The organism is Nocardioides islandensis, from assembly GCF_015352455.1.
Lineage (GTDB): Bacteria > Actinomycetota > Actinomycetes > Propionibacteriales > Nocardioidaceae > Nocardioides > Nocardioides islandensis.
On sequence record NZ_JADKPN010000016.1, the window covers coordinates 89,712 to 114,832 of the forward strand.

Genomic DNA, 25,121 nt, shown 5'->3' on the forward strand with positions numbered 1-25,121 from the left:
CGCGGCGGTGTGACGCACCGGCTGGACCGATCACCGACCTTCGGGAGCTGTCGGCTTCCAAGGCCCTTCGAGGACGGTCGCTTCTTGGTCGCCGGGCCACGGCGGCATGGAGATGCAGAGGAACCGGAGTGGGTCGGCGCTGGTGCAGCGATCTTGGAATGCGGTCCCGACCGGTATGTCGATAGTGACGCCTGCCGTCAGAACGGTCGTTTCCTCGGCAGTGTCGTTGCGTCGCCATATCTGCCCCTGGCCCGAGAGAACATGCCAGAACTCGCTGACCGTGGCATGGACGGTCGCCCGATTCACCTGACCTGCCGGGACGGTGGAGTGGATCATGTTGCCCGTCTCGCCCTCGATCAGGTACCGGATCTCTGCCCCTGCTGGGGAGCGAGCGTCGGGTGCGGACGGAAACGGGCGAGTCTGCATGGCGTACCTCCCTGTGAGCAGAACCATTGTCCCGCGACTGACGCCTCGGCATCCCTCCGTCTTCGCGTGTTGCTCCGGCGGCGTGGTGGAGCGAGTCAGTGTCCCTCTCAGATGCGCCGTTTCGCGGCGGTGTGACGAACTGAGGGAGGAACAGCCAGCGGCGGTTGGCGAGGACCGGCGAACTGATCGATCAGTGCCCCACCAGCCGATGGAGGCGGGTGAACGTGTCGCGGTACCCCAGGCCGCGCCAGGCGCGGGAGGAGAGCAGGTTGGTCTCGCGCCAGTCGGTGACCAGGCTCGAGTACCCCTCGGCGAGCGCCCAGGCCGACACCGCCTCGCCCAGCGCGCGGCCGACGCCGAGCCCGCGAGCGCCGGGGAAGACCGCCGCGAAGCCCAGGAAGCCAGCGTGCTCCGGGGCCGCCGGTCCGGCGTGGCTGGAGGAGACGTCCAGCGAGCAGCCAACCGCGCTGCCGACGAGCGAGCCGTCGTGCTCGACCACGACGTTCCAGTACTTCGGGTTGTCGAAGTCCTCCTCCCAGTCCGCGACCCGCTCCTCGTAGACGTCGAGCGGACCGCCGGAGAAGCACGGCGAGAGGTGCTGGTGGTCGGTGAGCACCATGTCGAGCCGCGCGAGCACGGGGATCTCGTCGCGACGCGGCTGCCGCACCGTGAGCCCTTCGCGGACCGGGCCGGCCTCAGCAGGCTCGCGGACGGCGTGGGTGTGCTGCCAGCCGAAGGCCAGCCGGAACCAGGTGTGCACCAGCTCCGCGTCGTGCGACGGCAGCAGGACGTAGTGCGCCGTCCGGCCCTCCTCCAGCCACCGCGTCGCGGCGACGGCGTACAGGGTGCGCGCGACCTCCGGCACCTCGACCGCGTGGCCGGCCGACTCCACCCACGTGTTCACACCCCAGGAGTCGTTCTTCGGGGCGCCCAGCAGGTAGCCGACGACGCGGCTCCCGTCGAGCGCAACCGCCCCGGAGGCGTCGTCCGCGGCGTACGCCGTCGCGATCAGCTCTCGACAGGCAGCGGCGTCCTCGTACGCCGGCGACAGCAGCGGCTCGGCGGCGCGATGCCGCCGGTGCCGGGCGGCCAGCACCTCCGCCGCGCCGTCCAGGTGTTCCTCGGTCAACGGCGCGATCTCCGGTCCCTTCACGCGCGAAGGCTAGCGATGAGGGACCTAGCGCGGCAGCCGGATTCTCGCCACCGTCTCGCCGCCCTCGCGGACCAGCTCGATGGTGCCCTGGTGGCGCTCGACGACGACGCGGCGGGCGATGTCGAGGCCGAGGCCGGTGCCCTTGCCGACGTCCTTGGTCGTGAAGAAGGCGTCGAAGGCGCGGCTCTCCGCCTCCGGCGAGAGGCCGGGGCCGCTGTCCGCGATCTCGATCACGATCGCGTCGTCCTCGGCGCGCGTGCTGATGCGCAGCGTGCCGACGCCGTCCATCGCGTCGACGGCGTTGTCGATGAGGTTCGTCCAGACCTGGTTGAGCTCGCCGGCGTACGCGTCGATCCGCGGCAGGTCGGGCGCGAAGTCGCGCTGCACCTCGACACCGTCCTTCAGCTTGTGCCCGAGCATCACGAGCGTGCTGGTCAGGCCCTCGACGACGTCCACGGGCTGGAGCGACGCGCGGTCCATCTGCGTGTAGGACCGCACCGCGCTCACCAGCTCCGAGACCCGGCCGGTCGCCTCGCGCAGCTCGCCGAGCTGGGCCGCGACCGACAACGTGCCGGCGACCCACGAGAGCCCGGCCTGCAACGCCCGTCCGGGCAGCAGGTCGGCGGCCTTCTCGCACCAGTCGATCGGTACGCCGGCTCCGGCCAGCGTCGCGGCCAGGGCCCAGGCGTCCTCGACGTCGTGGTCCTCGAGCCACTCGCCGAGCTCCTCCTCGGCGTCCGAGATCTGCATCGGTGAGCGGGTCGCGGCCGGTGGCTCGATCGTCCGGCGCAGCCGCTCGAGCGCGAGGAACTGCTCGGCGGTGATGGCGCCCTCGGCCAGCTGGCCCAGCGAGGCCAGCAGGCCGTCCAGCGTCGTGCCCATGGTGCCGACGGTGCGCACCGCCGCCGAGGCCGGGTTGTTGAGCTCGTGGGCGAGACCGGCCGACAGCGTGCCGAGGGTGACCAGCGACTCCCGCTGCCGGACGGTGGCCTCGATCGTGCGCGCCGTCCCGAACACCCCGCGCACCAGGTGCACCGCCAGCGGCAGCCACTCCTCCATCAGGTCGCGCAGGTCGTGAGCGGGCACCTTGAGCAGCCGCCCGAACTCGACCCCGCGTCCGGTCGCGAGGTACACGCCGTCGTCGTCCCACGCGCGGAAGCCGCCGGCCCACCGGCCCGGCAGCATCTGCCCGACGCGGGCCTCCTCGCGGCCGACCGTGCGGAACAGGTCGACCGCACCGTCGACCAGCACCCACCAGTGGTCGGCCGGGTCGCCCTCGGTGAACAGCTGGAGCCCCGGCTCGATCTCGACGGTGTGGCCGACGTCGAGCAGCCGCTGCAGTCGCTCGTCGTTGACCTTCTCGAAGATGGCCAGCTGCCGGAGCTCGTCGACGCGCACGTGTCCGTCCTCAGGTCGTCGCGAGGTACCGGTGCACCAGGTGCACGGCCATCGCGCCCTCGCCGACGGCGGAGGCGACGCGCTTCATGGAGTCGAAGCGCACGTCACCGGCCGCGAAGACGCCGGGGACGCTGGTCTCCAGCGCGTACGGCGCCCGCGCCGGCAGCGGCCAGGTGCTGGTCTCCCCGGCGTCGGTGGCACCACGCACGAGGTCCGGGCCGGTGACGACGTACCCGCGCCGGTCCCGCGCGACCTCCTTGCCCAGCCAGTCGGTGCGCGGCTCGGCGCCGATGAAGATGAACAGCCAGCTCGCCGGGACCTCGGTGCACGTGCCGGTGCCGCGGTCGAGGATGGTCAGGCCCTCGAGGTGCCCGTCGCCGCGGACCGAGCGGACCTCGCTGGACGCCCGTACCTCGATCGAGGGGTGCGCCTCGATGCGGTCGATGAGGTAGCGCGACATGGATGCCTCGAGGTCCGTCCCGCGCACGACCATCACGACCCGTCCCGCGTGCTTGGCCATGTTCAGCGCGGCCTGGCCGGCGGAGTTGGCCGCCCCGACGACGTAGACCTCGTCGCCCTCGACCTGACGCGCGTCGCTGGCGTCCGCGCCGTAGTAGATGCCGCGTCCGGTCAGGTCGTCGAGGCCCTCGGCCTCGAGCCGGCGGTAGGAGACGCCGGTCGTCACGATCACCGAGCGCGCCTCGATGGCACCCCCGTCGAACAGCACCGCCCGTACCGGGCCGCGCTGCTCGAGCCCGACCACGTCGCGGGCCAGCACCAGCTCCGCACCGAAGCGCTGGACCTGGGCCAGCGCGCGTGCCGTGAGGTCCGCACCGCTGAGGCCCTTCGGGAAGCCGAGGTAGTTCTCGATCGCCGCGCTGGTGCCGGCCTGGCCGCCCGGTGCGTGCCGCTCGACCACGATCGTGGACAGACCCTCCGACGCTGCGTACACCGCGGACGCCAGGCCCGCCGGGCCGCCGCCGACGATGCACACGTCGTACAGCGGCTGCTGCGCCTGCGTGCTCAAGCCGAGGGCGTCGGCCAGCTGCACGTTGGTGGGCGCGCGCAGCGGGTCGGCCTCGGCCGGCAGCACGAGCGGCAGGTCCTCGGGGGCCGCGCCGGCGAGGTCGGCCAGTCGCCGGCCCTCCTCGTCGAGCTCGACGTCGAGCCAGCGGTACGGCACGTGGTTGCGCGCCAGGAAGGTCTTCACCTCGTGCCCGCGGTCGGACCACCGGTGGTCGACGACACGCAGCTCGGAGGTCTGGTCGGGGTTCTCGGTGTGCCAGTCGCCGAGCAGGTCGTCGAGGACGGGGAACAGCCGCTCCTCGGGCGGGTCCCACGGCTTCATCAGGTAGTGGTCGAGACCGATGTCGTTGATGGCCTGGATGGCCACCTCGGTGTCGGCGTACGCCGTCAGCAAGACGCGCTTGGCGCCCACGGCGTACCCGCGCTGCTGCGCCTCGGCCAGCACGTCGATGCCGGTCATCCGCGGCATCCGCTGGTCGGCCGCGATCAGGGCCACCGGGCGGTCGCGCAGCGTCAGCTCGGCGAGCACCTCGAGGGCCTCCTCGCCGGAGGAGGCACGCACGATGCGGTAGTCGCGGCCGTACTTGCTGCGGAGGTCGCGAGCCAGGGCGGCCGAGACCTGCTGGTCGTCGTCGACCGTCAGGATGGCGGGCTTCGACACGGCGTGAGGATAGCGCGGGGCGTGACGTGACATAGCCCACAGCGCGCCCGATGGGGGCCACCCCGTGTGGCGACGGCCGATCCCGAGGCATAACCTCCAACGGCACCGACGAACTCCAGAATGCTCGCGAATCCAGAAGGGACCACTGGATGTCCACAGGCGTGACCGGGCCCACCAGGGCCAGGATCCCTGACAAGACCCTGCGGACCGACCGGTGGTGGCTCTACCCGCTGACCACCTTCGTGATCTTCTCCGGGTTCGTCGTCTACGCGACGTGGCGGGCGTTCGCCGGCTCGAACTACTTCACCGAGCCGTACCTGTCGCCGTTCTACTCGCCGTGCCTCGGCGACTGCGTGAACGGCGCTTCGGACTTCGGCCAGCCCTTCGGCTGGTGGCCCCTCTCGGCGGCGCTGATCATCCTGATCTTCCCGCTGGGCTTCCGGATGACCTGCTACTACTACCGCAAGGCCTACTACCGCGCGTTCTGGATGAGCCCGCCGGCGTGCGCGGTCGCCGAGCCGCACAAGGCCTACTCCGGCGAGACCCGGCTGCCGCTGATCCTGAACAACATCCACCGCTGGTTCTGGTACGCCGCCGTGGTGGTCGCGCTGATCCTGAGCTGGGACACGGTCCTCGCGTTCGGTCCGGCCGAGGGTGAGTCCGACGGCATCCACATGGGTCTCGGCACGCTGATCTTCCTGGTCAACATCGCGCTCATCTGGCTCTACACGCTCTCCTGCCACTCGTGCCGGCACGCCGTCGGCGGCCGGCTGCGGCACTTCTCCAAGCACCCGGTGCGCTACAAGCTCTGGACCTGGGTGTCCAGGCTGAACGGCGACCACGCGAAGTACGCGTGGGCCTCGCTGTTCTCCGTGGCGATCGCCGACTTCTACGTCTACCTGTTGTCGACCGGTGCGTTCGACGACCCGAGGTTCTTCTGAGATGACCGACACCCCGATGGAGGACCGCCACCCGATGACGGGCAACCGCATGTCCGACGAGGAGTCTCGCGGTTCGCACGGCATCGAGCACCACAAGTACGACGTCGTCGTGATCGGCGCCGGCGGTGCCGGTCTGCGCGCGGCCATCGCGGCGCACGACGCGGGCGCGAGGACCGCCGTCGTCTGCAAGTCCCTGCTCGGCAAGGCGCACACGGTGATGGCCGAGGGCGGCATCGCCGCGGCCATGGGCAACCTGTGGCCCGACGACAACTGGGAGGTGCACTTCCGCGACACCATGCGTGGCGGGAAGATGCTCAACAACTGGCGGATGGCCCAGCTGCACGCCCAGGAGGCGCCCGAGCGGGTGCTCGAGCTCGAGGACTGGGGTGCGCTGTTCGACCGCACCCAGGACGGCCTGATCTCCCAGCGCGACTTCGGCGGCCACCGCTACGCACGGCTCGCCCACGTCGGCGACCGCACCGGCCTGGAGATGATCCGCACGCTCCAGCAGCGCACGGTGCAGCTCGGCATCGACGTGTTCATGGAGTGCACCGTCACCGACCTGCTCAAGGACGGCGACAAGATCTCCGGCGCCTTCGGCTACTGGCGCGAGACCGGCCGCTTCATCACGTTCGAAGCGCCGAGCGTCATCCTGGCCACCGGGGGCATCGGCAAGTCGTTCAAGGTCACCTCGAACTCCTGGGAGTACACCGGCGACGGCCACGCGATGGCCCTGCGCGCCGGCGCGAAGCTGATCAACATGGAGTTCGTCCAGTTCCACCCGACCGGCATGGTGTGGCCGCCGTCGGTGAAGGGGCTGCTGGTCACGGAGTCGGTGCGCGGCGACGGCGGCATCCTCAAGAACTCCGAGGGCAAGCGGTTCATGTTCGACTACATCCCCGAGTTCTTCAAGGCGGAGACGGCCGACACCGAGGAGGAGGCCGACCGCTGGTACGAGGACAAGAAGAACAACCGCCGCCCACCCGAGCTGCTCCCGCGTGACGAGGTCGCGCGCGCGATCAACTCCGAGATCAAGGCGGGCCGGGGCAGCGAGCACGGCGGCATCTACCTCGACATCGCCTCGCGGCGCACGCCGGAGTTCATCCGCAAGCGGCTGCCGTCGATGTACCACCAGTTCAAGGAGCTGGCCGACGTCGACATCACCGCGGAGCCGATGGAGATCGGCCCGACGTGTCACTACGTCATGGGCGGCGTCGAGGTCGACGCGGACACCGAGCTGTCCGCCGTGCCCGGCCTGTACGCCGTGGGCGAGTGCTCCGGCGGCATGCACGGCTCGAACCGGCTCGGCGGCAACTCGCTGTCCGACCTGCTGGTCTTCGGCCGGCGCGCGGGCGAGTCCGCCGCGGCGTACACGAGCGGCCTCGGCGACGACCGGCCGGCGATCTCCGACGACGACGTCCGGGCGGCCGAGAAGCACGCGCTGGCGCCGTTCGAGTCGACCGGTGGCGAGAACCCGTACTCCATCCAGCAGGACCTCCAGCAGAAGATGAACGACCTCGTCGGCATCATCCGCACCGCCGAGGAGCTCACCCAGTCGCTGAAGGAGATCGAGACGCTCAAGGAGCGTGCGCGCAACCTCGTCGTCGAGGGCCACCGGCAGTACAACCCCGGCTGGCACCTGGCCATCGACCTGCGCAACATGCTGCTGGTCTCCGAGTCGATCGCGAAGGCCGCGCTGGAGCGGCAGGAGTCGCGCGGCGGGCACACCCGCGACGACTTCCCCGGGCCGAACCCCGAGTGGGGCGCCAAGAACCTCGTGGTGTCGATCTCCGAGGACGGCGAGAGCGTGATGCTCAACCCGCAGCCGCTGCCCCCCATGCCCGACGACCTGAAGAAGTTCTTCGACTAGGAGACCCTCGTGGCCTACACCCTGAAGATGCGGCTCTGGCGCGGCGACCAGTCGGGCGGCGAGCTCAAGGACTACGACGTCGAGGTCGAGTCCGGCGAGGTGGTGCTCGACGCGATCCACCGCGTGCAGGCGACCCAGGCGGGCGACCTCGCGGTGCGCTGGAACTGCAAGGCCGGCAAGTGCGGCTCCTGCTCGGCCGAGGTCAACGGCCGGCCGAAGCTGATGTGCATGTGCCGGCTCTCGGACTTCGACGAGGCCGAGACCATCACGGTCACGCCGTTGCGCACGTTCCCGGTGATCCGGGACCTGGTCACCGACGTCTCGTACAACTACGAGAAGGCCAAGGAGCTGCCCTACGTGCAGCTCCCGGAGCGCAAGCCCGGCGAGAAGCGCACGATGATGCAGGAGGACGTCGAGCGCGGCCAGGAGTTCCGCAAGTGCATCGAGTGCTACCTGTGCCAGAACGTCTGCCACGTCGTCCGTGACCACGAGGACAACAAGAAGGCCTTCTCCGGCCCCCGGTTCTTCCTGCGGTACGCCGAGCTCGACATGCACCCCCTCGACACCGCCGACCGCCGCGAGCGCGCCCAGGACTCGGCGGGCATCGGCATGTGCAACATCACCAAGTGCTGCACCGAGGTCTGCCCCGAGGGCATCCACATCACCGACAACGCGATCATCCCCATGAAGGAGCGCGTGGCCGACAAGAAGTTCGACCCGCTGGTGTGGCTCGGCGACAAGATCGGCATCCGCAACAAGGACAACGAGGGCCGTACGCCGGTCTGAGCGGGCGGCCTGTCGGTTTCACCGGCCGGCCGGTGAAACCGCCGCTGGATGGGTGAAGCTTCGCGTCCTGCGCAAGGATTGCCCGTCCAGCGACGCCGGGGGCGGCCGCCGCTAGCGTCGCCGCATGGCGTTCCGCGACGACTTCGACGGGCCCGAGCTGGACACCGGCGTCTGGTTCCCCTGGTACCTCCCGGCCTGGAGCTCGAGGGACCAGACCCGGGCGTCGTACCGCATCGAGGACTCCTGCCTCGTCCTCGACATCCCGACCGACCACCCGACGTGGCCGGTCCACGAGCCGCCGTTGCGGGTCTCCGCCATCCAGTCCGGCAGCTGGTCCGGGCCGACGGGCAGCACGCTGGGCCAGCAGCGCTTCCGCGAGGGCCTGACCGTCCGGGAGGAGCAGCCACGCTTCGAGGGCTGGCTGCCCAGCAGCGGTCACGTCGAGATCCGCTGCCGGATGACGATCTCGCCGCGGTCCATGGGGGCGCTGTGGCTGGCCGGGCTCGAGGACGACCCGGAGCAGCTGCGCTGCGGCGAGCTGTGCGTGGTGGAGATCTTCGGCCGGTCCGTGCGCGACGGGAGCGCGGAGGTCGGCGTGGGCATCAAGGCGTTCCGCGACCCGGCGCTGACCCAGGACTTCGACTCGCCCCGGCTGCCGATCGACCCGGCGGACTTCCACACCTACGCGGTCGACTGGGACGGGTCGGAGGCGGTCTTCTCGGTGGACGGCGAGGACGTACGCCGCTGCCCACGGCCGCCGACGTACCCGCTCCAGCTGATGGTCGCGGTCTACGACTTCCCGCAGTGGTCGGTCGGCGGGGACGACCACCTCGTCCCGGAGCTGGTCGTCGACCACATCGCGGGCTGAGGCGGGCACGAGCTGACCGGCCGACCGGAGGGGGGGTCCGGTCGACCGGCCAGCAGCCTGGGGGGGCGCCCCTGTTCCTGCCACGGCACGGGGCTCTCCGCCTGGCCGCGCAGCACAGGACGGGGGACCCGGTCGCGCGACCAGCAGATATGTGCAGCGCCGTGCCCGAGCCCTGGAGCGCCGATGTGTGGTCGCGCTCCTGGCTCACACACAGGGCGGCGACTTCGTGAGCGGAATGTTACGAAGTCAACGGATCGCGCACCAAATCCCCGGAGGGAACACCGGAAACGCCCAGGTCAGGCGGCTGCGGAGAGGCTCGAGCCCAGCAGCGGGGCGTAGTGCTCGCGCACCAGCTCGTCCACCGCGTCGCGCCAGGTACGCCGCGCGGAGACCTCCCGGGCGTGGTCACCGAGCAGCTGACGGCGGCGGTCCGCGACGACCGCGGCCACCGCGTCCGCGAGTCCGACCGGGTCGGCGGGGTCGTACAGCAGCCCGGTCTCCAGGTGCCGCACCACGTCGATCGCGCCGCCGGCCCGCGGCGCCACGACGGGAACCCCGCAGGCCGCGGCCTCCCGGAGTGCGTGGGCACACGTCGCCACCGTGCTCGGCGCTACGAGCAGGTCGAGCGACGCGATGGCCATCGCCGCCTCCCGCGGCTTCAGCGTGCCGGTGAACCGGACCGACTCCGGCAGCCGGCTGCGCAGCCACGCCTGCTGCGGCCCGTCGCCGACGACCACCAGCCGGGTGCCCGGCACGGCGGCCACCTCGGCCAGGCGGCGTACGCCGTGCCGCTTGCGCAGGCTGCCGACGTAGCCGACGACGACCTGCGTGAGGTCGCCGTCGGTCCAGGAGGCGCGCAGCGCCTGGTCGCGGCGCGCCGGCGAGAACACGTCCGTGTCCACGCCGGGCGTCCACAGCAGCGCGGGCAGGCCGGCACCACTCAGGCGGTCGCGCAACCAGGAGGCGGTGACCACGAGCCGGTCCGCCCGCTCGGCCACGCTCGCGCGCCACTGTGGCGGCGCGTACTCGGCGCGCGGCGACGTCTCGGTCACCAGGGTCGGCACGCCCATCCGACGCGCCTGGCGGAGGGCTCGCGTGCCCACAGGACCCGGCGTGAACACGTGCACGAGGTCCGGCCCGAACGCCGTCAGTGCCTCGCGCAGCTTGGCGTTGCGGCGCGGCGGCGAGAACCGGCTGATGCCGACCGCGTGGTACGACGCGGGGCCGGGCCCCGCGGTCAGGATCCGCACGCGGTGGCCCAGCGCCACCAGCCGGTCGGCGACCTGCCGGACCGTGCCCGCGGTCCCCGTGAGCCGCGGGTCGAAAGACTCCGTCACCAGGACGATGCGCCGTGGGCTGGTCATGCCTCCAGCGTGGGCGGCCCGGGTACGTCGCGGCGAGGTCGGCGTGAACGCGACCGCAACCGGGGATGAACCCTCAGCGGTCGCGCAGGATCGCCAGGAGGGCGGCGTGCGTCTCCTCGTCGGCAGCGGCCAGCAGGCCGAGCCGGCCGGTGTGGAGGGGCTGCCCCTGGACGCCGGTGACCACGCAGCCGGCGGCCTGGGCGATGGCGATCGGTGCCGCGAAGTGGACGTTGCGGTGGACGTCGCCCTCGTGCAGGTAACCCGCCCGCCGCCCCGCCGCGAGCCAGGTCATGGCCAGCGTCGTCGAGCTCACCCGGGGCTGGAAGTCCCGCAGGAACGTCGGGTGACCCAGCAGGTGCAGGCTCTCGCCGCCGTCCGGGTGGTCCATGTCCAGGTCGACCAGCAGCGAGACCGCGCTCGGCGTCAGCGGGGTGTCGACCCCGTCGTGACGCAGCCAGGCCGCAGCGCCGTCGGTCCAGAACACCTCGCCCGAGATCGGGTCGGCGCTGGCCGCGGCGACGACCTCCGCGCCGGCGTACAGGGCGACGTTCACCGCGACCAGCGGCGTGGTGGCCGCGAAGTTGCGGGTGCCGCAGAGCGGGTCGACCACCCACTCCCGCGTCGCGCCGTCGGGACCGGACCGGCCCTCCTCCTCGCCGACCATCGCGTCGCCGGGGCGCTGCTCGGTCACGACGGCGCGGATGGCCCGCTCCGAGGCGATGTCGGCGGACGTCGCGAAGTCGGTGCCCTCCTTGGCGTAGCGGTCGACCGGCCTCCCGTAGCTCGCACGCACCTCGGCCGCGCCGGCCGTCGCGGCGGCGATGGCTACCTCGGCGTCGTTCACGCGCCCATCCCACCACGGACCCGGAGCCAGAAAAGTCACAGTGGTCCCGACTGGCTGGGTCCTGAGGCCACTCCTAGAGTCGAACCCATGACCGCGCAGGACCCCGTCGACGGCGGCCTGGCCGAGCCCGAGGAGCTCGAGCCTCCCCAGGGCACGCTCGCCCTCGAGCTCGACGGCCCGGCCGCGACGCGTGCCGACTGGGAGCGGGCCGCGGCGGCCGTGCTCCACAAGTCGCGCCGGCTCGGCGAGGCGGACCCGGACAGCACGGTGTGGGACAAGCTCACGCGGACGACCCTCGACGGGATCGCCGTCAGCCCGCTCGGCACGCCGGAGCTCACCGAGTCCCTGGACCTCGGGACTCGTCCGGTGGCACCGGGCGGACGCGACCTGCGCGTGGAGGTGCGCGGAGACGACCCGGCCGTGCTCAACCGTGAGCTGCTGGCCGACCTCGAGGGCGGAGCCACCTCGCTCTGGCTGCACGCGGGCCCGGGCACCGACATCGCCGCCCTGCTCGACGGTGTGCTCCTCGACCTGGCGCCCGTCGTCCTCGAGCCTGCGGGCGACCCGGTCGCCACGGCACGGGGGCTGCTCGACCACCTCGGCGACACCACGCCCGCCCCCGGCACCAACCTCGGCGCCCCCGCCGACGCCGCCGACGACGACCTGGTCGCGGTGGCCCGGCTCGCGCTGGACGCCGGAGTGGCCGCGGTCGTGGTGGACGCGTCCGCCGTGCACGACCGCGGTGCCTCCGAGGTCCAGGAGCTCGGCTGGTCCGTGCTCGCGGCGGTCCGCGTGCTGCGCGTCCTCGAGGGCGCGGGCATCGAGGTCGACGTGGCGGCGCCTCTCCTCGAGTTCCGGTACGCCGCCACCGACGAGCAGTTCCTCACCATCGCCAAGTTGCGCGCTGCCCGCCTGCTCTGGGCCCGTGTGCTCCAGGTGTGCGCGGCGGCGCCGGCCCAGCAGCGGCAGCACGCCCTCACCAGCCGGCCCATGATGAGCAGGTACGAACCCTGGGTGAACATGGTGCGCACGACCGTCGCCGCGTTCGCCGCGACGGTCGGCGGCGCCGACGCCGTCACCGTGCAGCCGTTCGACCGGCCGCTGGGCCGGCCCGACGCCCTGGGACGCCGGACCGCCCGCAACCAGATGGCGCTGCTGCTGCAGGAGTCGCACGTCGGCGCCGTCACCGATCCGGCCGGTGGGGCCTGGGCCGTGGAGAGGCTCACGCACGACCTCGCGGAGGCGGGATGGACGTTCCTCCAGGCACTGGAGAAGGGTGCGTCCCTCGATGACGCCGTCGCGGGCACCGTTGCCGAGCGCGACCGCCAGGTGGCCACGCGCAGGCGCCCGATCACGGGCCTGTCGGAGTACCCGAACCTCGCCGAGACCCTGCCCCAGCGCGACGGCGAGCCGGACGACGTCCGTCACTACGGCGCCGCGTTCGAGGCGCTCCGCGACGAGCCCGCCCCTGCGGCCGTCTTCCTGGCCACCCTGGGTCCGGTCGCCGCCCACACCGCGCGGGCGATGTTCGCGACCAACCTGCTCGCGGCGGGCGGGGTCGCGGTCGAGACGGGCGAGTACGCCGGCCAGCCGGTCGTCTGCGTCGCCGGGACCGACGCGGCCTACGACGAGTCGGGGGCCGAGACCGCGGCCGCGCTCCGCGAGGCCGGGGCGAAGCGGGTCGTCGTCGCCGGCCAGGCGCGGGACTGGGCCGACGACTCGTGCTCCCTCGGTGTCGACGCGGTCGCGTTCCTCACCCGGACGAGGGAGGTGCTCGCATGAGCCTCCCGGAGAGCTTCGCCGACATCCCGCTGGTCGAGGAGGGCCGTCAAGGCCCGTCACGAGGCGCTGGCACGCCGTCCCCGACCAGCGGCAACGGGTGGCAGAGCCCGGAGGGCATCGAGATCCTGCCGGTCTACGGTCCCGAGCACCTCGAGGGGCTGGACGCGCTGGCGACCTGGCCGGGACTGAGCCCGTTCCTGCGTGGCCCGTACCCGACGATGTACACCACCCAGCCCTGGACGATCCGCCAGTACGCCGGCTTCTCGACCGCCGAGGAATCCAACGCCTTCTACCGGCGCAACCTGGCGGCCGGCCAGAAGGGCCTCAGCGTCGCCTTCGACCTCGCGACCCACCGGGGCTACGACTCCGACCACCCGCGGGTGCGCGGCGACGTCGGCATGGCCGGCGTCGCGATCGACTCGATCTACGACATGCGCACGCTCTTCGACGGCATCCCGCTCGACCAGATGAGCGTGAGCATGACGATGAACGGCGCCGTGCTGCCCGTGCTCGCGCTCTACATCGCCGCGGCCGAGGAGCAGGGGGTGAAGCCGGAGCAGCTCAGCGGGACCATCCAGAACGACATCCTCAAGGAGTTCATGGTCCGCAACACCTACATCTACCCGCCGGCGCCGAGCATGCGGATCGTGTCCGACATCTTCGCGTTCACCGCCGAGCACATGCCGCGGTTCAACTCGATCTCGATCTCCGGCTACCACATGCAGGAGGCCGGGGCGACCGCCGACCTCGAGCTGGCGTACACGCTCGCCGACGGCGTGGAGTACCTGCGCGCCGGCCTCGACGCGGGCATCGACATCGACAAGTTCGCGCCGCGACTGAGCTTCTTCTGGGCGATCGGCATGAACTTCTTCATGGAGGTCGCCAAGCTCCGCGCGGCCCGCGCGCTGTGGGCCCGCCTGGTGAGCCAGTTCGACCCGCAGAACCCCAAGTCGCTCTCACTGCGCACCCACTGCCAGACCAGCGGCTGGTCGCTGACCGCGCAGGACGTGTTCAACAACGTCGGCCGGACCTGCATCGAGGCTATGGCCGCGACCCAGGGCCACACCCAGTCGCTGCACACCAACGCCCTCGACGAGGCCATCGCCCTGCCGACGGACTTCTCCGCGCGGATCGCGCGCAACACCCAGCTGCTGCTCCAGCAGGAGTCCGGCACGACCGCGACCATCGACCCGTGGGGCGGCAGCTACTACGTCGAGCGGCTGACCCACGACCTCGCCGAGCGGGCCTGGGCCCACATCCAGGAGGCCGAGCAGGCGGGCGGGATGGCGGCGGCGATCGAGCAGGGCATCCCCAAGCTGCGCATCGAGGAGGCGGCGGCTCGCACCCAGGCACGCATCGACTCGGGGGCGCAGAAGGTCATCGGCGTCAACACCTACCGCCTCGAGCAGGAGGACCAGCTCGACATCCTCCGCGTCGACAACGACGACGTGTACCGCCAGCAGGTCGCCAAGCTCGAGCGGCTGCGCGCCGAGCGCGACGACGACGCCGTACGGCGGTCGCTCAGCGCACTCACGTCGGCCGCCGAGGGGTCGGACAACCTGCTCGCCCTGGCCGTCGACGCGGCCCGCAACAAGGCCACCGTCGGCGAGATCTCCGATGCCTTGGAGAAGGTGTGGGGGCGGCACCGGGCCGTGATCCGTACGATCTCGGGAGTGTTCAGGGACGAGGCCGGCAGCTCGGGCGACGGGCTCGTCGGTGAGGTGCTCGCGGCGACCGAGGAGTTCGAGCAGGCCGAGGGCCGGCGTCCGCGGATCCTGGTCGCCAAGATGGGCCAGGACGGCCACGACCGTGGCCAGAAGGTCGTCGTCAGCGCCTTCGCCGACATGGGCTTCGACGTCGACGTGGGTCCGCTGTTCAGCACGCCGGAGGAGGTCGCCCAGCAGGCCGTCGACAACGACGTGCACCTCGTCGGCGTCAGCTCGCTGGCCGCGGGACACCTCACCCTGCTGCCGGCCCTCAAGCGTGCGCTGGCGGACCTCGGCCGGCCCGACATCATGGTCGTGGTCGGCGGGGTGATCCCGCCTGACGACGTACCGACGCTCCAGGAGATGGGCGCGGCCGCGGTCTTCCTGCCCGGCACGGTGATCGCAGAGTCGGCGCTCGGCTTGCTCACTCAGCTGCGCGCCCAGCTCGATGTCTGACGTACCCGCCCTCGTCGAGGGGGTGCTGGCCGGTCGCCGGGCAGCGGTGTCCCAGGCGATCACGCTGGTGGAGTCCAGTCGGTCCTCGCACCGCGCCGAGGCTCGTGACTTGCTGGCCGGCCTCGAGGCCGGACCGGCTCGTGAGCCGGCCGTCCGGGTCGGCATCTCCGGCGTCCCGGGCGTCGGCAAGTCCACGTTCATCGAGGCGCTCGGCACCCGGCTGACCGCGGAGGGCCACCGGGTCGGCGTGCTCGCCGTCGACCCGAGCAGCACCCGCACCGGTGGCTCGGTCCTCGGCGACAAGACGCGGATGGGCGCGCTGGCGGCCGACCCGGCGGCGTACATCCGCCCGAGCCCCACGGCCGGGACGCTCGGCGGCGTGGCTCGGGCCACCAGCCAGGCGATGCTGGTGCTGGAGGCGGCCGGGTACGACGTGGTGCTGGTCGAGACCGTCGGCGTCGGGCAGTCCGAGGTGACCGTGGCCGGGATGGTCGACACGTTCCTGTTCCTGACGCTGGCGCGCACCGGCGACCAGCTCCAGGGCATCAAGAAGGGCATCCTCGAGCTGGCCGACGTCATCGCGGTCAACAAGGCCGACGGCGACCGTCAGCAGGAGGCGCGGACCGCGGCGCGCGAGCTCGCCGGGGCGCTGCGGCTGGTGCACGGCAAGGGGCCTCGCGTGTGGACGACGCCCGTGGTGACCTGCTCCGCGCTGACCGGCGAAGGAGTCGAGGCCGTCTGGGAGCAGGTGCTCGCCCACCAGGCGTCGCTCGGGGAGGAGGGGCTGGCCGCCAAGCGGGCCGAGCAGCGGCTCGAGTTCACCTGGGCGCTGGTCCGCGACGAGCTCGAGCAGCGGCTGCGGAGGTCGCCGGAGGTGGCGGCCATCAGGGCCGAGGTACGGGAGGCGGTGCGCTCCGGTGACCTGGCTCCCACTGCCGCCGCCGATCGCATCCTCGAGGCCTTCGACCGGTAACCTGGCCCGGACATGACGACTCCCGCGCACGACCTGATCGATGCCGCGGTCGAGGCGCACCGGACCGAGCTTCTCGAGCTGCGCCGCGACCTGCACGCCAACCCCGAGCTCTCCTGGCACGAGCAGCGCACCACCGACGCGGTGGCCACCCGGCTGGAGGCCGCGGGCCTCTCGGTACGCCGCCTCCTGCAGACCGGACTGGTCGTCGACGTCGGCGACGAGCCGCCGCGGGTGGCGCTGCGCGCCGACCTCGACGCGCTCCCGGTCGACGACCTGACCACCGACCCGTGGGTCAGCACCCGGCCCGGCGTGGCCCACGCGTGCGGCCACGACGTGCACACGGCCGGCCTGGTCGGCGCGGGGCTCGCGCTGGCCGAGCTGCACCGCGCGGGGCTGCTGCCCGGCGGCGTACGGCTGCTGTTCCAGCCGGCCGAGGAGGTCATGCCCGGAGGCGCCACGGCGCTCCTCGAGCAGGACGTCCTGGTCGGCGTCGAGCGGATCTACTGCCTGCACTGCGACCCGACCCTCGACCTCGGCCAGATCGGTGTCCGCGAGGGCCCCATCACCGGCGCAGCCGACCAGCTCGAGGTACGTCTGACCGGCAGCGGCGGGCACACCTCCCGCCCGCACCTGACCGAGGACCTCACCTTCGCGCTCGGCAAGCTGATCACCGAGCTGCCGGCCGTGCTGTCCCGCCGCCTCGACCCCCGTGCGGGCGTCAGCGTGGTGTGGGGCATGGTCCGCGCCGGCGTCGCCCCCAACGTGATCCCGGCGGCCGGCGTGGTCGGCGGCACGGTCCGGATGCTCGACGCGGTCGCCTGGTCCCACGCCGAGCGCCTCGTGCGTGAGTTCATCGACGACATCGTGGCGCCGTACGGCGTGAAGGCCGAGGTGGACTACCGCCGCGGCGTCCCGCCGGTCGTCAACGACCATGCCGCGACCGCCCTCCTGGCCGGCGCCGTCGAGCACGTGGTCGGCGTCGAGGGGCGCGTCAGCACGACGCAGAGCCTGGGCGGGGAGGACTTCGCCTGGTTCCTCGACGCCATCCCCGGCTCCATGGGCCGCCTCGGTACGCGCACGCCGGGTGGCCCGACGTACGACCTGCACCAGGGCAACCTGCGCGTCGACGAGGGTGCCGCTCTCGTTGCCGCCCGTGTTCTCGCCACCGTCGCCCTCGACACGCTCGCCTGAGCGCCGGCCGTTTCAGATTTCTCCGGTTGACCGCGCCGGTCGCTAGTGCCCGTCGACGCTGTAGGGCACGCCGTCGGCCGCAGGGGCGCGTGAGCGGCCCACGAGGCCGGCCACGGCGAAGACGGTGACGACGTACGGGAGCATCAACATGAACTGGCTCGGCACGGGGGAGCCGATGACCGAGAGGACACCCTGGAGGTTCGAGGCGAAGCCGAAGAGCAGCGCCGCCAGGGTGGCCCGGATCGGGTCCCACTTGCCGAAGATGACCGCCGCCAGCGCGATGTAGCCGGCGCCGCCGGTCATCTCGCGGTTGAACTGCGGCACCGACACCAGCGTGTAGAACGCGCCACCCATGCCCACGATCGCGCCGGCCAGCAGGACGGTGCGGTAGCGGGTGCGGTTGACCTTGATGCCCACGGTGTCGGCGGCCTTCGGGTGCTCGCCGACCGCACGGACCCGCAGGCCCCACCGGGTGCGCCACAGCGCCCAGGTGACCAGGGCGACGGTGACGTACAGGAGGTACACGACCGGGGTCTGCCGGAAGAAGATCGGCCCGATGAGCGGGATGTCGCCCAGGAGCGGGATGGGGAGCCGGGCGAAGCGCGGCGGGTCGTTGAGCGTGGCGGCGTTCGGCGCGAGCACCTGGCTGAACATGAAGCTGGTGATGCCGATGATCAGCACGTTGAGCACCACGCCGACGATCACCTGGTCGACCAGGTAGTTGATCGCGAACAGGCCGAGCACCGCCGCGACCAGCAGGCCGGCGGCCATCGCCGCGATCAGCCCCACCCACGTCGACCCGGTGAGCGAGCCCAGCATCGCGGCGGCGAACGCCCCGAAGAGCAGCTGGCCGTCGATGGCGATGTTGACCACACCGGACCGTTCGCCGAGGACGCCGCCGAGGGCGCCGAAGACGAGGGGTACGGCGAGGGCGAGCGCGCCTCCGAGGAGGCCGACGACGGGGATCGAGCCGCCGGCGGCCGCCCAGGTGAGGAAGGCCGTCATCCAGGCGACGGCGAAGACCACGACCAGCCACATCGGGGTGTTGCGCTTCTGGGTGACCCACCAGCCGGACAGGCCGGCGCAGAGGGCGCACACCAGGATCAGGACCCAGGCGGTGACGGTCGAGGGGACGGTGACGGTGGGCAGCTGCACGAAGTCGTCCGGGGCGGCCAGCCGGAACGACGTGTCGCCGTCCTGGGCGCCGAACAGCAGCGTGATGGCCAGGCCGACGGTCAGCACCGAGAAGATGACCGCCGCCTTGCGGTCGACCACGTGCACCTCGCGCAGCACGATCTCCTGCTCGGGCGGCGGCGGCGTGGTGGCGGGCGTCGCTGCGTGGCTCATGCGGCCTCCCTCGCAGGCAGGCGGAAGATGGCGCGGACCAGGGCGGGTGCCGCGATGAACAGCACGATCAGCGACTGCACGACGAGCACGATGTCGACGGGGATGTTCTCGGAGGCCTGCATCGCGAAGCCACCGGCCTTGAACGCCCCGAAGAGCAACCCGGCGAACATGATGCCGATCGGTTTCGACCTGCCGAGCAGGGCGACGGTGATCGCGTCGAAGCCGATGCCGGCGTCGAGGTCGGTGGTGACGCCGCTGGTGACGGTGCCGAGCACCTGGTTGACGCCGGCCAGACCGACCAGCGCACCGGAGATCATCATCACCACGGTGTAGGTGCGGCCGACGTCGATGCCGGAGCTGCGGGCGGCGGCGGGGTTCGCACCGACCGCACGGATCCGGAAGCCCAGCGACGAGCGGTTCAGGATCCACCAGACGACCGCGACGGCGACCAACGCCAGCAGGAAGCCGAGGTGCAGGTTGAAGCGGTCGCCGAGCAGCTTGGGCAAGGTCGCGGACTCGTGCGCCGGCAGCGACTTCGGGTTCACGGTGTTGGGAGCCTGGAGCAGGCTCTGCTCCGAGAGCGCGAAGAACACCAGGTAGTAGGCGACGTAGTTGAGCATGATCGTCAAGATCACCTCGTGTGCGCCGGTGCGTGCCTTGAGGAAGCCGACCAGGCCGCCCCAGAGGGCCGCCGCCAGCATCCCGGCCACGATCGCGAGGGTCAGGTGGATCGGCCAGGGCAGCTCGAACTGGTAGGCCACCCAGCCCGAGGCGGCGCCGGCCAGCAGCATCTGGCCGCGGCCACCGATGTTGAACAGCGCGGCCCGGAAGGCCAGGCCGACGCCGAGACCCGCCGCGATCAGCGGTCCTGCGAACTTCAGCGTCTCGGTCAGCGGCCGGATCTGGGTGGCGAAGTCGAGCGCAGGACCACCCTCGCGACCGGGGTTGAAGACGGCTCCGCGGAACAGCGCCGTGTACGCGCCCCAGATGGCGTCCCAGGAGGCGGAGAAGAAGTCGCCGGGCCGGGCGGTGACGTAGCCGAACGTCTCCCGCACCCGGTCGTCGGTGAACATGATCAGCAGCGAGCCCACCAGGACGGCCAGCAGCACCGAGAAGAACGCCACGGCGGCGTTGCCCGCGACGATGCTGCGGAACGCGGCGTTCCAGCGGTCGTCGTCCTTGCTGACCGGCGCCTTGGCCGGCGGCTCCTTGACCGTCGGGCCAGGGGTGTGACCGGTCGGGTTCGGCTCATCGGTCGGGGTGGTCATGCCACGGCTCCTTCCGGACGCTCACCGGTCATCATCAGGCCGAGCACGTCGCGCGGGGTGTCGGGTGGCACGATCCCGACGATGCGTCCGCGGTAGAGCACCATGATCCGGTCGGCCAGCGCCACCACCTCGTCGAGCTCGGTCGAGACCACGATGACGGGCACGCCGGAGTCGCGGGTGGCGATGATCTGCTTGTGGATGAACTCGATCGAGCCCACGTCCACGCCGCGGGTCGGCTGGGCCGCGACCAGCAGCCGCAGGTCGCGGGAGAGCTCCCGGGCCACCACGACCTTCTGCTGGTTGCCTCCGGACAGGTTGTCGGCGTGCGTGGAGATGCCGGGGGCGCGGACGTCGTACTCCTTGAGCTTCTGCTGCGCGAACTCGTCGAGCTTGCCGAGCTGGAGGTTGCCGTTCTTCACGAACGGCTCGCCGAAGCTGCGGTTGAGCATGAGGTTCTCGGCGATCGACATGTTGCCGACCAGGCCGTCCTCCTGGCGGTCCTCGGGGATGAAGCCGACGCCCGCGTCGAGGATCTTGCGCACCGACCGCCCCACGAGCTCGTGGCCGTCGAGCTTGATCGAGCCGGTGACGTGGGTCTGCAGACCGAGCAGGGCCTCGGTGAGCTCGGTCTGACCGTTGCCCTGCACCCCCGCCACGGCCAGCACCTCGCCACGCTTGATGCTGAAGCTCAGGTCGTCGACGTGCACGTGGCCGAGGGCGTCGATGACCCGGAGGTCCTGGACGACCAGCCCCTCCTCGCCCAGCTTCGGCGGGCCCTTCCGGACGGTCAGCTCGACCGGCCGGCCGACCATCATGGCGGCCAGCTCCTGGTTGCTCGCGGTGGGGGACGCCTCGCCGACGACCTTGCCGAGACGGATCACGGTGATCTTGTCGGCGACCGCACGTACCTCGCGCAGCTTGTGGGTGATGAAGACGATGGCCTTCCCGGCCTCCTTGAGCTGGCGCATGGTGCCCATCAGCTCGTCGGTCTCCTGCGGCGTCAGCACGGCGGTCGGCTCGTCGAACACGAGCACCTCGGCGTCGCGCGAGAGCGCCTTGATGATCTCGACGCGCTGCTGCACGCCGACCGGCAGGGTCTCGATGACGGAGTCCGGGTTCACGTGGAAGCCGAACTGCTGGGAGATCTCCTCGACCCGCTTGCGGGCCGCGTCGAGGTCCAGCGAGCCGGCGAAGCCGGTGGCCTCGTTGCCGAGCATGACGTTCTCGGCGACCGTGAAGACGGGGATCAGCATGAAGTGCTGGTGCACCATGCCGATGCCGGCCGCGATCGCGTCGCCGGGACCGGTGAAGTGCTGGACCTGGTCATTGAGGAGGATCTCGCCCTCGTCGGCGCGGTAGAGGCCGTACAGCACGTTCATCAACGTGCTCTTCCCGGCGCCGTTCTCGCCCAGCAGGGCGTGGATCTCGCCCGGCTCCACGGTCAGCGAGATCCGGTTGTTGGCGACCAGCGTCCCGAAGCGCTTGGTGATGTCACGCAGCTCCAGCCTCATGGGCTCGCATCCTAGTGATCGGCGGGATGTGGAACGGGGGAGGCCGGGACGACCCGACCTCCCCCGAACGAGGAACTACTGCTTGCTCACGAACCCGACAGGTAGGACTTCACCGGGATCGAGCCGTCGATGATGCCGGCCTTCACGGTGTCCAGCTCGCCCTGCAGGTCGGGGTTGACCTTGTCCTCGAAGTTGTGGAACGGGGCGATGCCCACGCCGTCGTTCTCGAGGGTGCCGATGTACGGGGTGAAGTCGAAGTCGCCACCGCTGGCGGCGGACTTGATCGCCTCGTAGGTCGAGACCTTCATGTTCTTCAGGATCGAGGTGAGCACGACGTCCTGCGTGGTCGGGTCGGTCTCGAAGAAGTCGGCGTCCACACCGATGAGCGCGACGTCCTTGCCGGAGTCCTCGATGGCGGTCAGCGCGCCCTGGTAGATCGGGCCACCGACCGGGAGGATCACGTCGACGTCCTGGTCGAGGAGCTGACGGGCGGTGTTGGTGGCCGTCTCGTTGGCCTCGAAGCCACCGGTGAACGAGCCGTCCTTGCCGTTCCAGCCGACGACCTTGACGTCTTTGCCCTTCTCCTTGGCGTAGTAGTCGACGCCCTGCTTGAAGCCGTCCATGAAGATCGTCACGGTCGGGTACGGCTGGCCGCCGTAGGTGCCCACGACGCCGGTCTTGGTGTAGTCGGCAGCCGCGTAGCCGGCCAGGAACGCCGCCTGGGCGGTGTCGTAGAGCAGCGGCTTGATGTTCGGCTCGTCGGCCTTGCCGTCGAACGTCTGGCCGTCGTCGCCACCGTCGGCGGCGTCGTCGATCAGGACGTACTCGATGTCCGGGTTGGCCTTCGCGGACTCCTTGGTCGCGGCGGCGAGCGCGAAGCCCACGGTCACGATGGTGTTGCAACCCTCGGAGACCAGGCTCTCGAGGTTCGGCGCGTAGTCGTTCTCGCTGTTGGACTCCACCGCCTTGAACTCGATGCCGAGCTCGTCGGCAGCCTGCTTCACGCCCTCGTAGCTGAGCTGGTTGAACGACTTGTCGTCGAAGCCGCCGGCGTCAGAGACGATGCAGGGCAGGTAGTCGCTGGCGGCCGCGGTGGTCTCGCCGCCACCGGTCGTGCCCCCAGCGTCCGGGGACGAGCTGTCAGGAGCGTCTCCACAGGCGGCGAGCGCCGCCATGGTCACAAGGGCGGTGATGCCGCTCGCGACGGCTCTCCTCGTTTTGATCACAATGCCTCCAGGTAAGTGTGCTCAGCACCCGTCACGGGAACCGGGCTGAGCGTTGTACGTGCGAATGGTGCCTTGTCCCGCCCCACGGAGGAAGTCCGCAACGCCAAGGGTTATCCACTCGCGATCTTTGCGGGCCGGGCGGGGGGCATAGGTTAACCCGCTATGGACTGGGAGAAACTCACGGCCGAGGCGGTCGCCATCGCCGAGCGCGCGTACGCACCGTACAGCGGCTTCCCCGTGGGCGCTGCGGCAATGGTTGACGACGGCCGCACGGTGGTTGGGTGCAATGTTGAGAACGCGGCGTACGGCGTCGTGCTGTGCGCCGAGTGCGGTGTGGTGAGCCAGCTGCACGCCACCGGAGGGGGCCGGCTGACCCACTTCGTGTGCGTGAACGGGCTGGGTGAGGTGATCATGCCCTGTGGTCGCTGCCGCCAGCTGCTGTACGAGCACGGCGGGAAGTCGCTGGTCCTGATGACGCCGCTCGGGGAGCGGACCATGGACGAGGTGCTACCCCAGGCCTTCGGGCCCGACGACCTGAGACATGTCACGGACGCCCGGAAGGGGACCCCAGCGTGAGCAAGCACGACGCCGTCGAGGTGATCATCGCCAAGCGCGACCACGGTGAGCTCAGCGACAGCCAGATCGACTGGGTGGTGGACGCCTACACCCGCGGCGAGGTGGCCGACGAGCAGATGTCCTCGCTGGCGATGGCGATCCTGCTGAACGGCATGAACCGCGGCGAGATCTCCCGCTGGACCGCCGCGATGATCGCGTCGGGGGAGCGGATGGACTTCTCCCACCTGTCCAGACCGACCGCCGACAAGCACTCCACCGGTGGGGTCGGGGACAAGATCACCCTGCCGCTGGCGCCCCTGGTCGCCGCGTGCGGGGTCGCCGTGCCGCAGCTCTCGGGCCGCGGGCTCGGGCACACGGGAGGCACCCTCGACAAGCTCGAGTCGGTGCCCGGGTGGCGCGCGGCGCTGTCCAACCAGGAGATGGTCGACCAGCTGGAGTCGGTCGGGGCCGTGATCTGCGCCGCGGGCGACGGCCTGGCACCGGCGGACAAGAAGCTCTACGCGCTCCGCGACGTGACGGGCACGGTCGAGGCGATCCCGCTGATCGCCAGCTCGATCATGTCCAAGAAGATCGCCGAGGGCACGGGCGCGCTGGTGCTGGACGTGAAGGTCGGCTCCGGGGCGTTCATGAAGTCCCTCGACAAGGCCCGCGAGCTCGCCGAGACGATGGTCGCGCTGGGCACCGATGCGGGCGTGCACACGGTCGCCCTGCTCACCGACATGGAGACGCCCCTCGGGCTCACCGCGGGGAACGCGATCGAGGTGGCCGAGTCCGTCGAGGTCCTGGAGGGTGGCGGCCCCGCCGACGTGGTCGAGCTGACCCTGGCCCTGGCGCGGGAGATGCTCGCCGGAGCGGGCCGCGGGGACGTGGACCCGGCCGACAGGCTCGCCGACGGGTCGGCCATGGACGCCTGGAAGCGGATGATCAGCGCCCAAGGAGGCGACCCCGACGCCGCGCTGCCGACCGCGCGCGAGACGCACGTGGTGAACGCCCCCTCGTCGGGGATCCTCACCCGGCTGGACGCGATGGCGGTCGGCATGGCCGCCTGGCGCCTCGGTGCCGGTCGGGCCCGCAAGGAGGATCCGGTCCAGGCCGGCGCCGGCGTCGTGTGGCACGCGCGGCCCGGCGACGCGGTGGCCGAGGGTCAGCCGCTGTTCACCCTGCACACCGACGAGCCCGAGCGGTTCGAGCGGGCGCTCGAGTCGCTGGAGGGCGGGTACGACGTGTCGGCCGACGGGGCGTCGTACGAGCCGACGCCGGTGCTGCTCGACCGGGTGGGCTAACCGCCCAGCAGGAGGACGACCGTCTCGGCCACGCAGCCGGGCTTGGGGGCGCCCTCGACCTCGATGGTCCAGCCGAAGGTCGCCTGGCGCCCGGCGGGTACCTCGGCGACGTCCACCAGCTTCGCGTGGGCCCTCACCCGGGAACCCACGGGGACGGGGGCGGGGAAGCGGACCTTGTTGACGCCGTAGTTGAGCTTCGCCCCGGGTGTCTCGAGGCTGAAGACCTGGGCGCCCAACATCGGGACGAGCGAGAGCGTGAGGTACCCGTGGGCGATGGTGCCGCCGAACGGGCCGGCCTTCGCGCGCTCGACGTCGACGTGGATCCACTGGTGGTCGCCGGTGGCCTCGGCGAACTGGTCGACGCGCTCCTGCTCGATCGTCAGCCAGTCGCTGGTGCCGAGGTCCTCGCCGACGGCGGCGGTCAGGTCCTCGAGCGTGGTGAAGGTGCGCACCGGGCGAACTTAG

The 25,121-nt window shown here is 71.4% G+C and carries 21 protein-coding genes; 10 read left to right on the forward strand and 11 right to left on the reverse strand.

Annotation, left to right across the window (positions count from 1 at the left end; translation table 11 throughout):
* Positions 1–30 precede the first annotated feature (30 nt).
* From ISU07_RS20745 to ISU07_RS20760, 4 genes are all read right to left on the reverse strand, one after another.
* Positions 31–453, reverse strand: coding sequence for a cupin domain-containing protein (locus ISU07_RS20745; RefSeq protein ID WP_323742736.1), 423 nt, complete (start codon positions 451–453; stop codon positions 31–33).
* 163 nt (positions 454–616) lie between these two features.
* Complete coding sequence (locus ISU07_RS20750) at positions 617–1,579, reverse strand: GNAT family N-acetyltransferase (protein ID WP_323742737.1); 963 nt, start codon at positions 1,577–1,579, stop codon at positions 617–619.
* Positions 1,580–1,603: 24 nt separating this feature from the next.
* The gene (locus ISU07_RS24955) at positions 1,604–2,977 is read right to left on the reverse strand and encodes a sensor histidine kinase (protein WP_194708745.1); all 1,374 of its coding nucleotides are present in this window, start codon (positions 2,975–2,977) and stop codon (positions 1,604–1,606) included.
* 10 nt (positions 2,978–2,987) lie between these two features.
* Positions 2,988–4,664: an FAD-dependent oxidoreductase gene (locus ISU07_RS20760; RefSeq protein ID WP_194708746.1), complete on the reverse strand. Its 1,677-nt coding sequence runs from the start codon at positions 4,662–4,664 to the stop codon at positions 2,988–2,990.
* A 149-nt stretch (positions 4,665–4,813) separates the two neighbouring features.
* On the opposite strand from ISU07_RS20760, the gene ISU07_RS20765 reads away from it, so the two are divergent.
* From ISU07_RS20765 to ISU07_RS20780, 4 genes are all read left to right on the forward strand, one after another.
* Entirely contained in the window at positions 4,814–5,605 is a 792-nt protein-coding gene (locus ISU07_RS20765; protein WP_194708747.1) for a hypothetical protein, read from the forward strand.
* 1 nt (position 5,606) lies between these two features.
* Positions 5,607–7,475, forward strand: a complete 1,869-nt coding sequence (locus ISU07_RS20770) for a fumarate reductase/succinate dehydrogenase flavoprotein subunit (protein WP_194708748.1) — start codon at positions 5,607–5,609, stop codon at positions 7,473–7,475.
* 9 nt (positions 7,476–7,484) lie between these two features.
* A complete protein-coding gene (locus tag ISU07_RS20775) occupies positions 7,485–8,261 on the forward strand; it encodes a succinate dehydrogenase/fumarate reductase iron-sulfur subunit (protein ID WP_194708749.1) in 777 nt (258 codons plus the stop codon).
* Positions 8,262–8,385: 124 nt separating this feature from the next.
* Positions 8,386–9,129 (forward strand): glycoside hydrolase family 16 protein, encoded by a 744-nt coding sequence (locus ISU07_RS20780; RefSeq protein ID WP_194708750.1) that lies wholly within the window; start codon positions 8,386–8,388, stop codon positions 9,127–9,129.
* Positions 9,130–9,425: 296 nt separating this feature from the next.
* On the opposite strand, the gene ISU07_RS20785 is transcribed toward ISU07_RS20780, so the two are convergent.
* Positions 9,426–10,493 (reverse strand): glycosyltransferase, encoded by a 1,068-nt coding sequence (locus ISU07_RS20785; RefSeq protein ID WP_194708751.1) that lies wholly within the window; start codon positions 10,491–10,493, stop codon positions 9,426–9,428.
* A 73-nt stretch (positions 10,494–10,566) separates the two neighbouring features.
* Positions 10,567–11,337 carry an inositol monophosphatase family protein gene (locus tag ISU07_RS20790; protein ID WP_194708752.1) on the reverse strand — a complete coding sequence of 257 codons (771 nt, stop codon included), beginning with the start codon at positions 11,335–11,337 and terminating at the stop codon, positions 10,567–10,569.
* 87 nt (positions 11,338–11,424) lie between these two features.
* Here ISU07_RS20790 and ISU07_RS20795 point away from each other — a divergent pair, with 87 nt between their 5' ends.
* Genes ISU07_RS20795 through ISU07_RS20810 form a run of 4 tightly spaced genes read left to right on the forward strand, consistent with a single transcriptional unit; the run spans position 11,425 to position 17,445 of the window.
* Complete coding sequence (locus ISU07_RS20795; protein ID WP_194708753.1) at positions 11,425–13,119, forward strand: methylmalonyl-CoA mutase family protein; 1,695 nt, start codon at positions 11,425–11,427, stop codon at positions 13,117–13,119.
* Positions 13,116–15,281, forward strand: coding sequence for a methylmalonyl-CoA mutase (scpA, locus tag ISU07_RS20800; RefSeq protein ID WP_194708754.1), 2,166 nt, complete (start codon positions 13,116–13,118; stop codon positions 15,279–15,281). The genes ISU07_RS20795 and scpA overlap by 4 nt, the downstream gene beginning before the upstream one ends.
* Entirely contained in the window at positions 15,274–16,254 is a 981-nt protein-coding gene (gene meaB / locus ISU07_RS20805; protein ID WP_194708755.1) for a methylmalonyl Co-A mutase-associated GTPase MeaB, read from the forward strand. The genes scpA and meaB overlap by 8 nt, the downstream gene beginning before the upstream one ends.
* 12 nt (positions 16,255–16,266) lie before the next feature.
* The gene (locus ISU07_RS20810; protein WP_194708756.1) at positions 16,267–17,445 is read left to right on the forward strand and encodes an amidohydrolase; all 1,179 of its coding nucleotides are present in this window, start codon (positions 16,267–16,269) and stop codon (positions 17,443–17,445) included.
* Positions 17,446–17,487: 42 nt separating this feature from the next.
* Here ISU07_RS20810 and ISU07_RS20815 read toward each other — a convergent pair whose 3' ends face one another.
* The 4 genes from ISU07_RS20815 to ISU07_RS20830 form a co-directional block, all read right to left on the reverse strand.
* Complete coding sequence (locus ISU07_RS20815; RefSeq protein ID WP_194708757.1) at positions 17,488–18,792, reverse strand: ABC transporter permease; 1,305 nt, start codon at positions 18,790–18,792, stop codon at positions 17,488–17,490.
* Positions 18,789–20,060 carry an ABC transporter permease gene (locus ISU07_RS20820; protein ID WP_194708758.1) on the reverse strand — a complete coding sequence of 424 codons (1,272 nt, stop codon included), beginning with the start codon at positions 20,058–20,060 and terminating at the stop codon, positions 18,789–18,791. The genes ISU07_RS20815 and ISU07_RS20820 overlap by 4 nt, the downstream gene beginning before the upstream one ends.
* On the reverse strand, positions 20,057–21,571 hold the full coding sequence (locus ISU07_RS20825; protein ID WP_194708759.1) for an ABC transporter ATP-binding protein: 1,515 nt from the start codon (positions 21,569–21,571) through the stop codon (positions 20,057–20,059). Before ISU07_RS20825 ends, ISU07_RS20820 begins: the two co-directional genes overlap by 4 nt.
* An 86-nt stretch (positions 21,572–21,657) precedes the next feature.
* Complete coding sequence (locus ISU07_RS20830) at positions 21,658–22,746, reverse strand: BMP family lipoprotein (RefSeq protein ID WP_194708760.1); 1,089 nt, start codon at positions 22,744–22,746, stop codon at positions 21,658–21,660.
* 213 nt (positions 22,747–22,959) lie between these two features.
* Between ISU07_RS20830 and ISU07_RS20835 the strand changes: the two genes are divergently transcribed.
* Together ISU07_RS20835 and ISU07_RS20840 are read left to right on the forward strand one after the other, a co-directional pair.
* Positions 22,960–23,373 carry a cytidine deaminase gene (locus ISU07_RS20835; protein WP_194708761.1) on the forward strand — a complete coding sequence of 138 codons (414 nt, stop codon included), beginning with the start codon at positions 22,960–22,962 and terminating at the stop codon, positions 23,371–23,373.
* Positions 23,370–24,656, forward strand: a complete 1,287-nt coding sequence (locus ISU07_RS20840; RefSeq protein ID WP_194708762.1) for a thymidine phosphorylase — start codon at positions 23,370–23,372, stop codon at positions 24,654–24,656. The genes ISU07_RS20835 and ISU07_RS20840 overlap by 4 nt, the downstream gene beginning before the upstream one ends.
* Here the strand turns inward: ISU07_RS20840 and ISU07_RS20845 are convergent.
* A complete protein-coding gene (locus tag ISU07_RS20845) occupies positions 24,653–25,108 on the reverse strand; it encodes a MaoC family dehydratase (RefSeq protein ID WP_194708763.1) in 456 nt (151 codons plus the stop codon). The two genes, ISU07_RS20840 and ISU07_RS20845, sit on opposite strands and share 4 nt — an antisense overlap.
* Between the last annotated feature and the right edge of the window lie 13 nt (positions 25,109–25,121).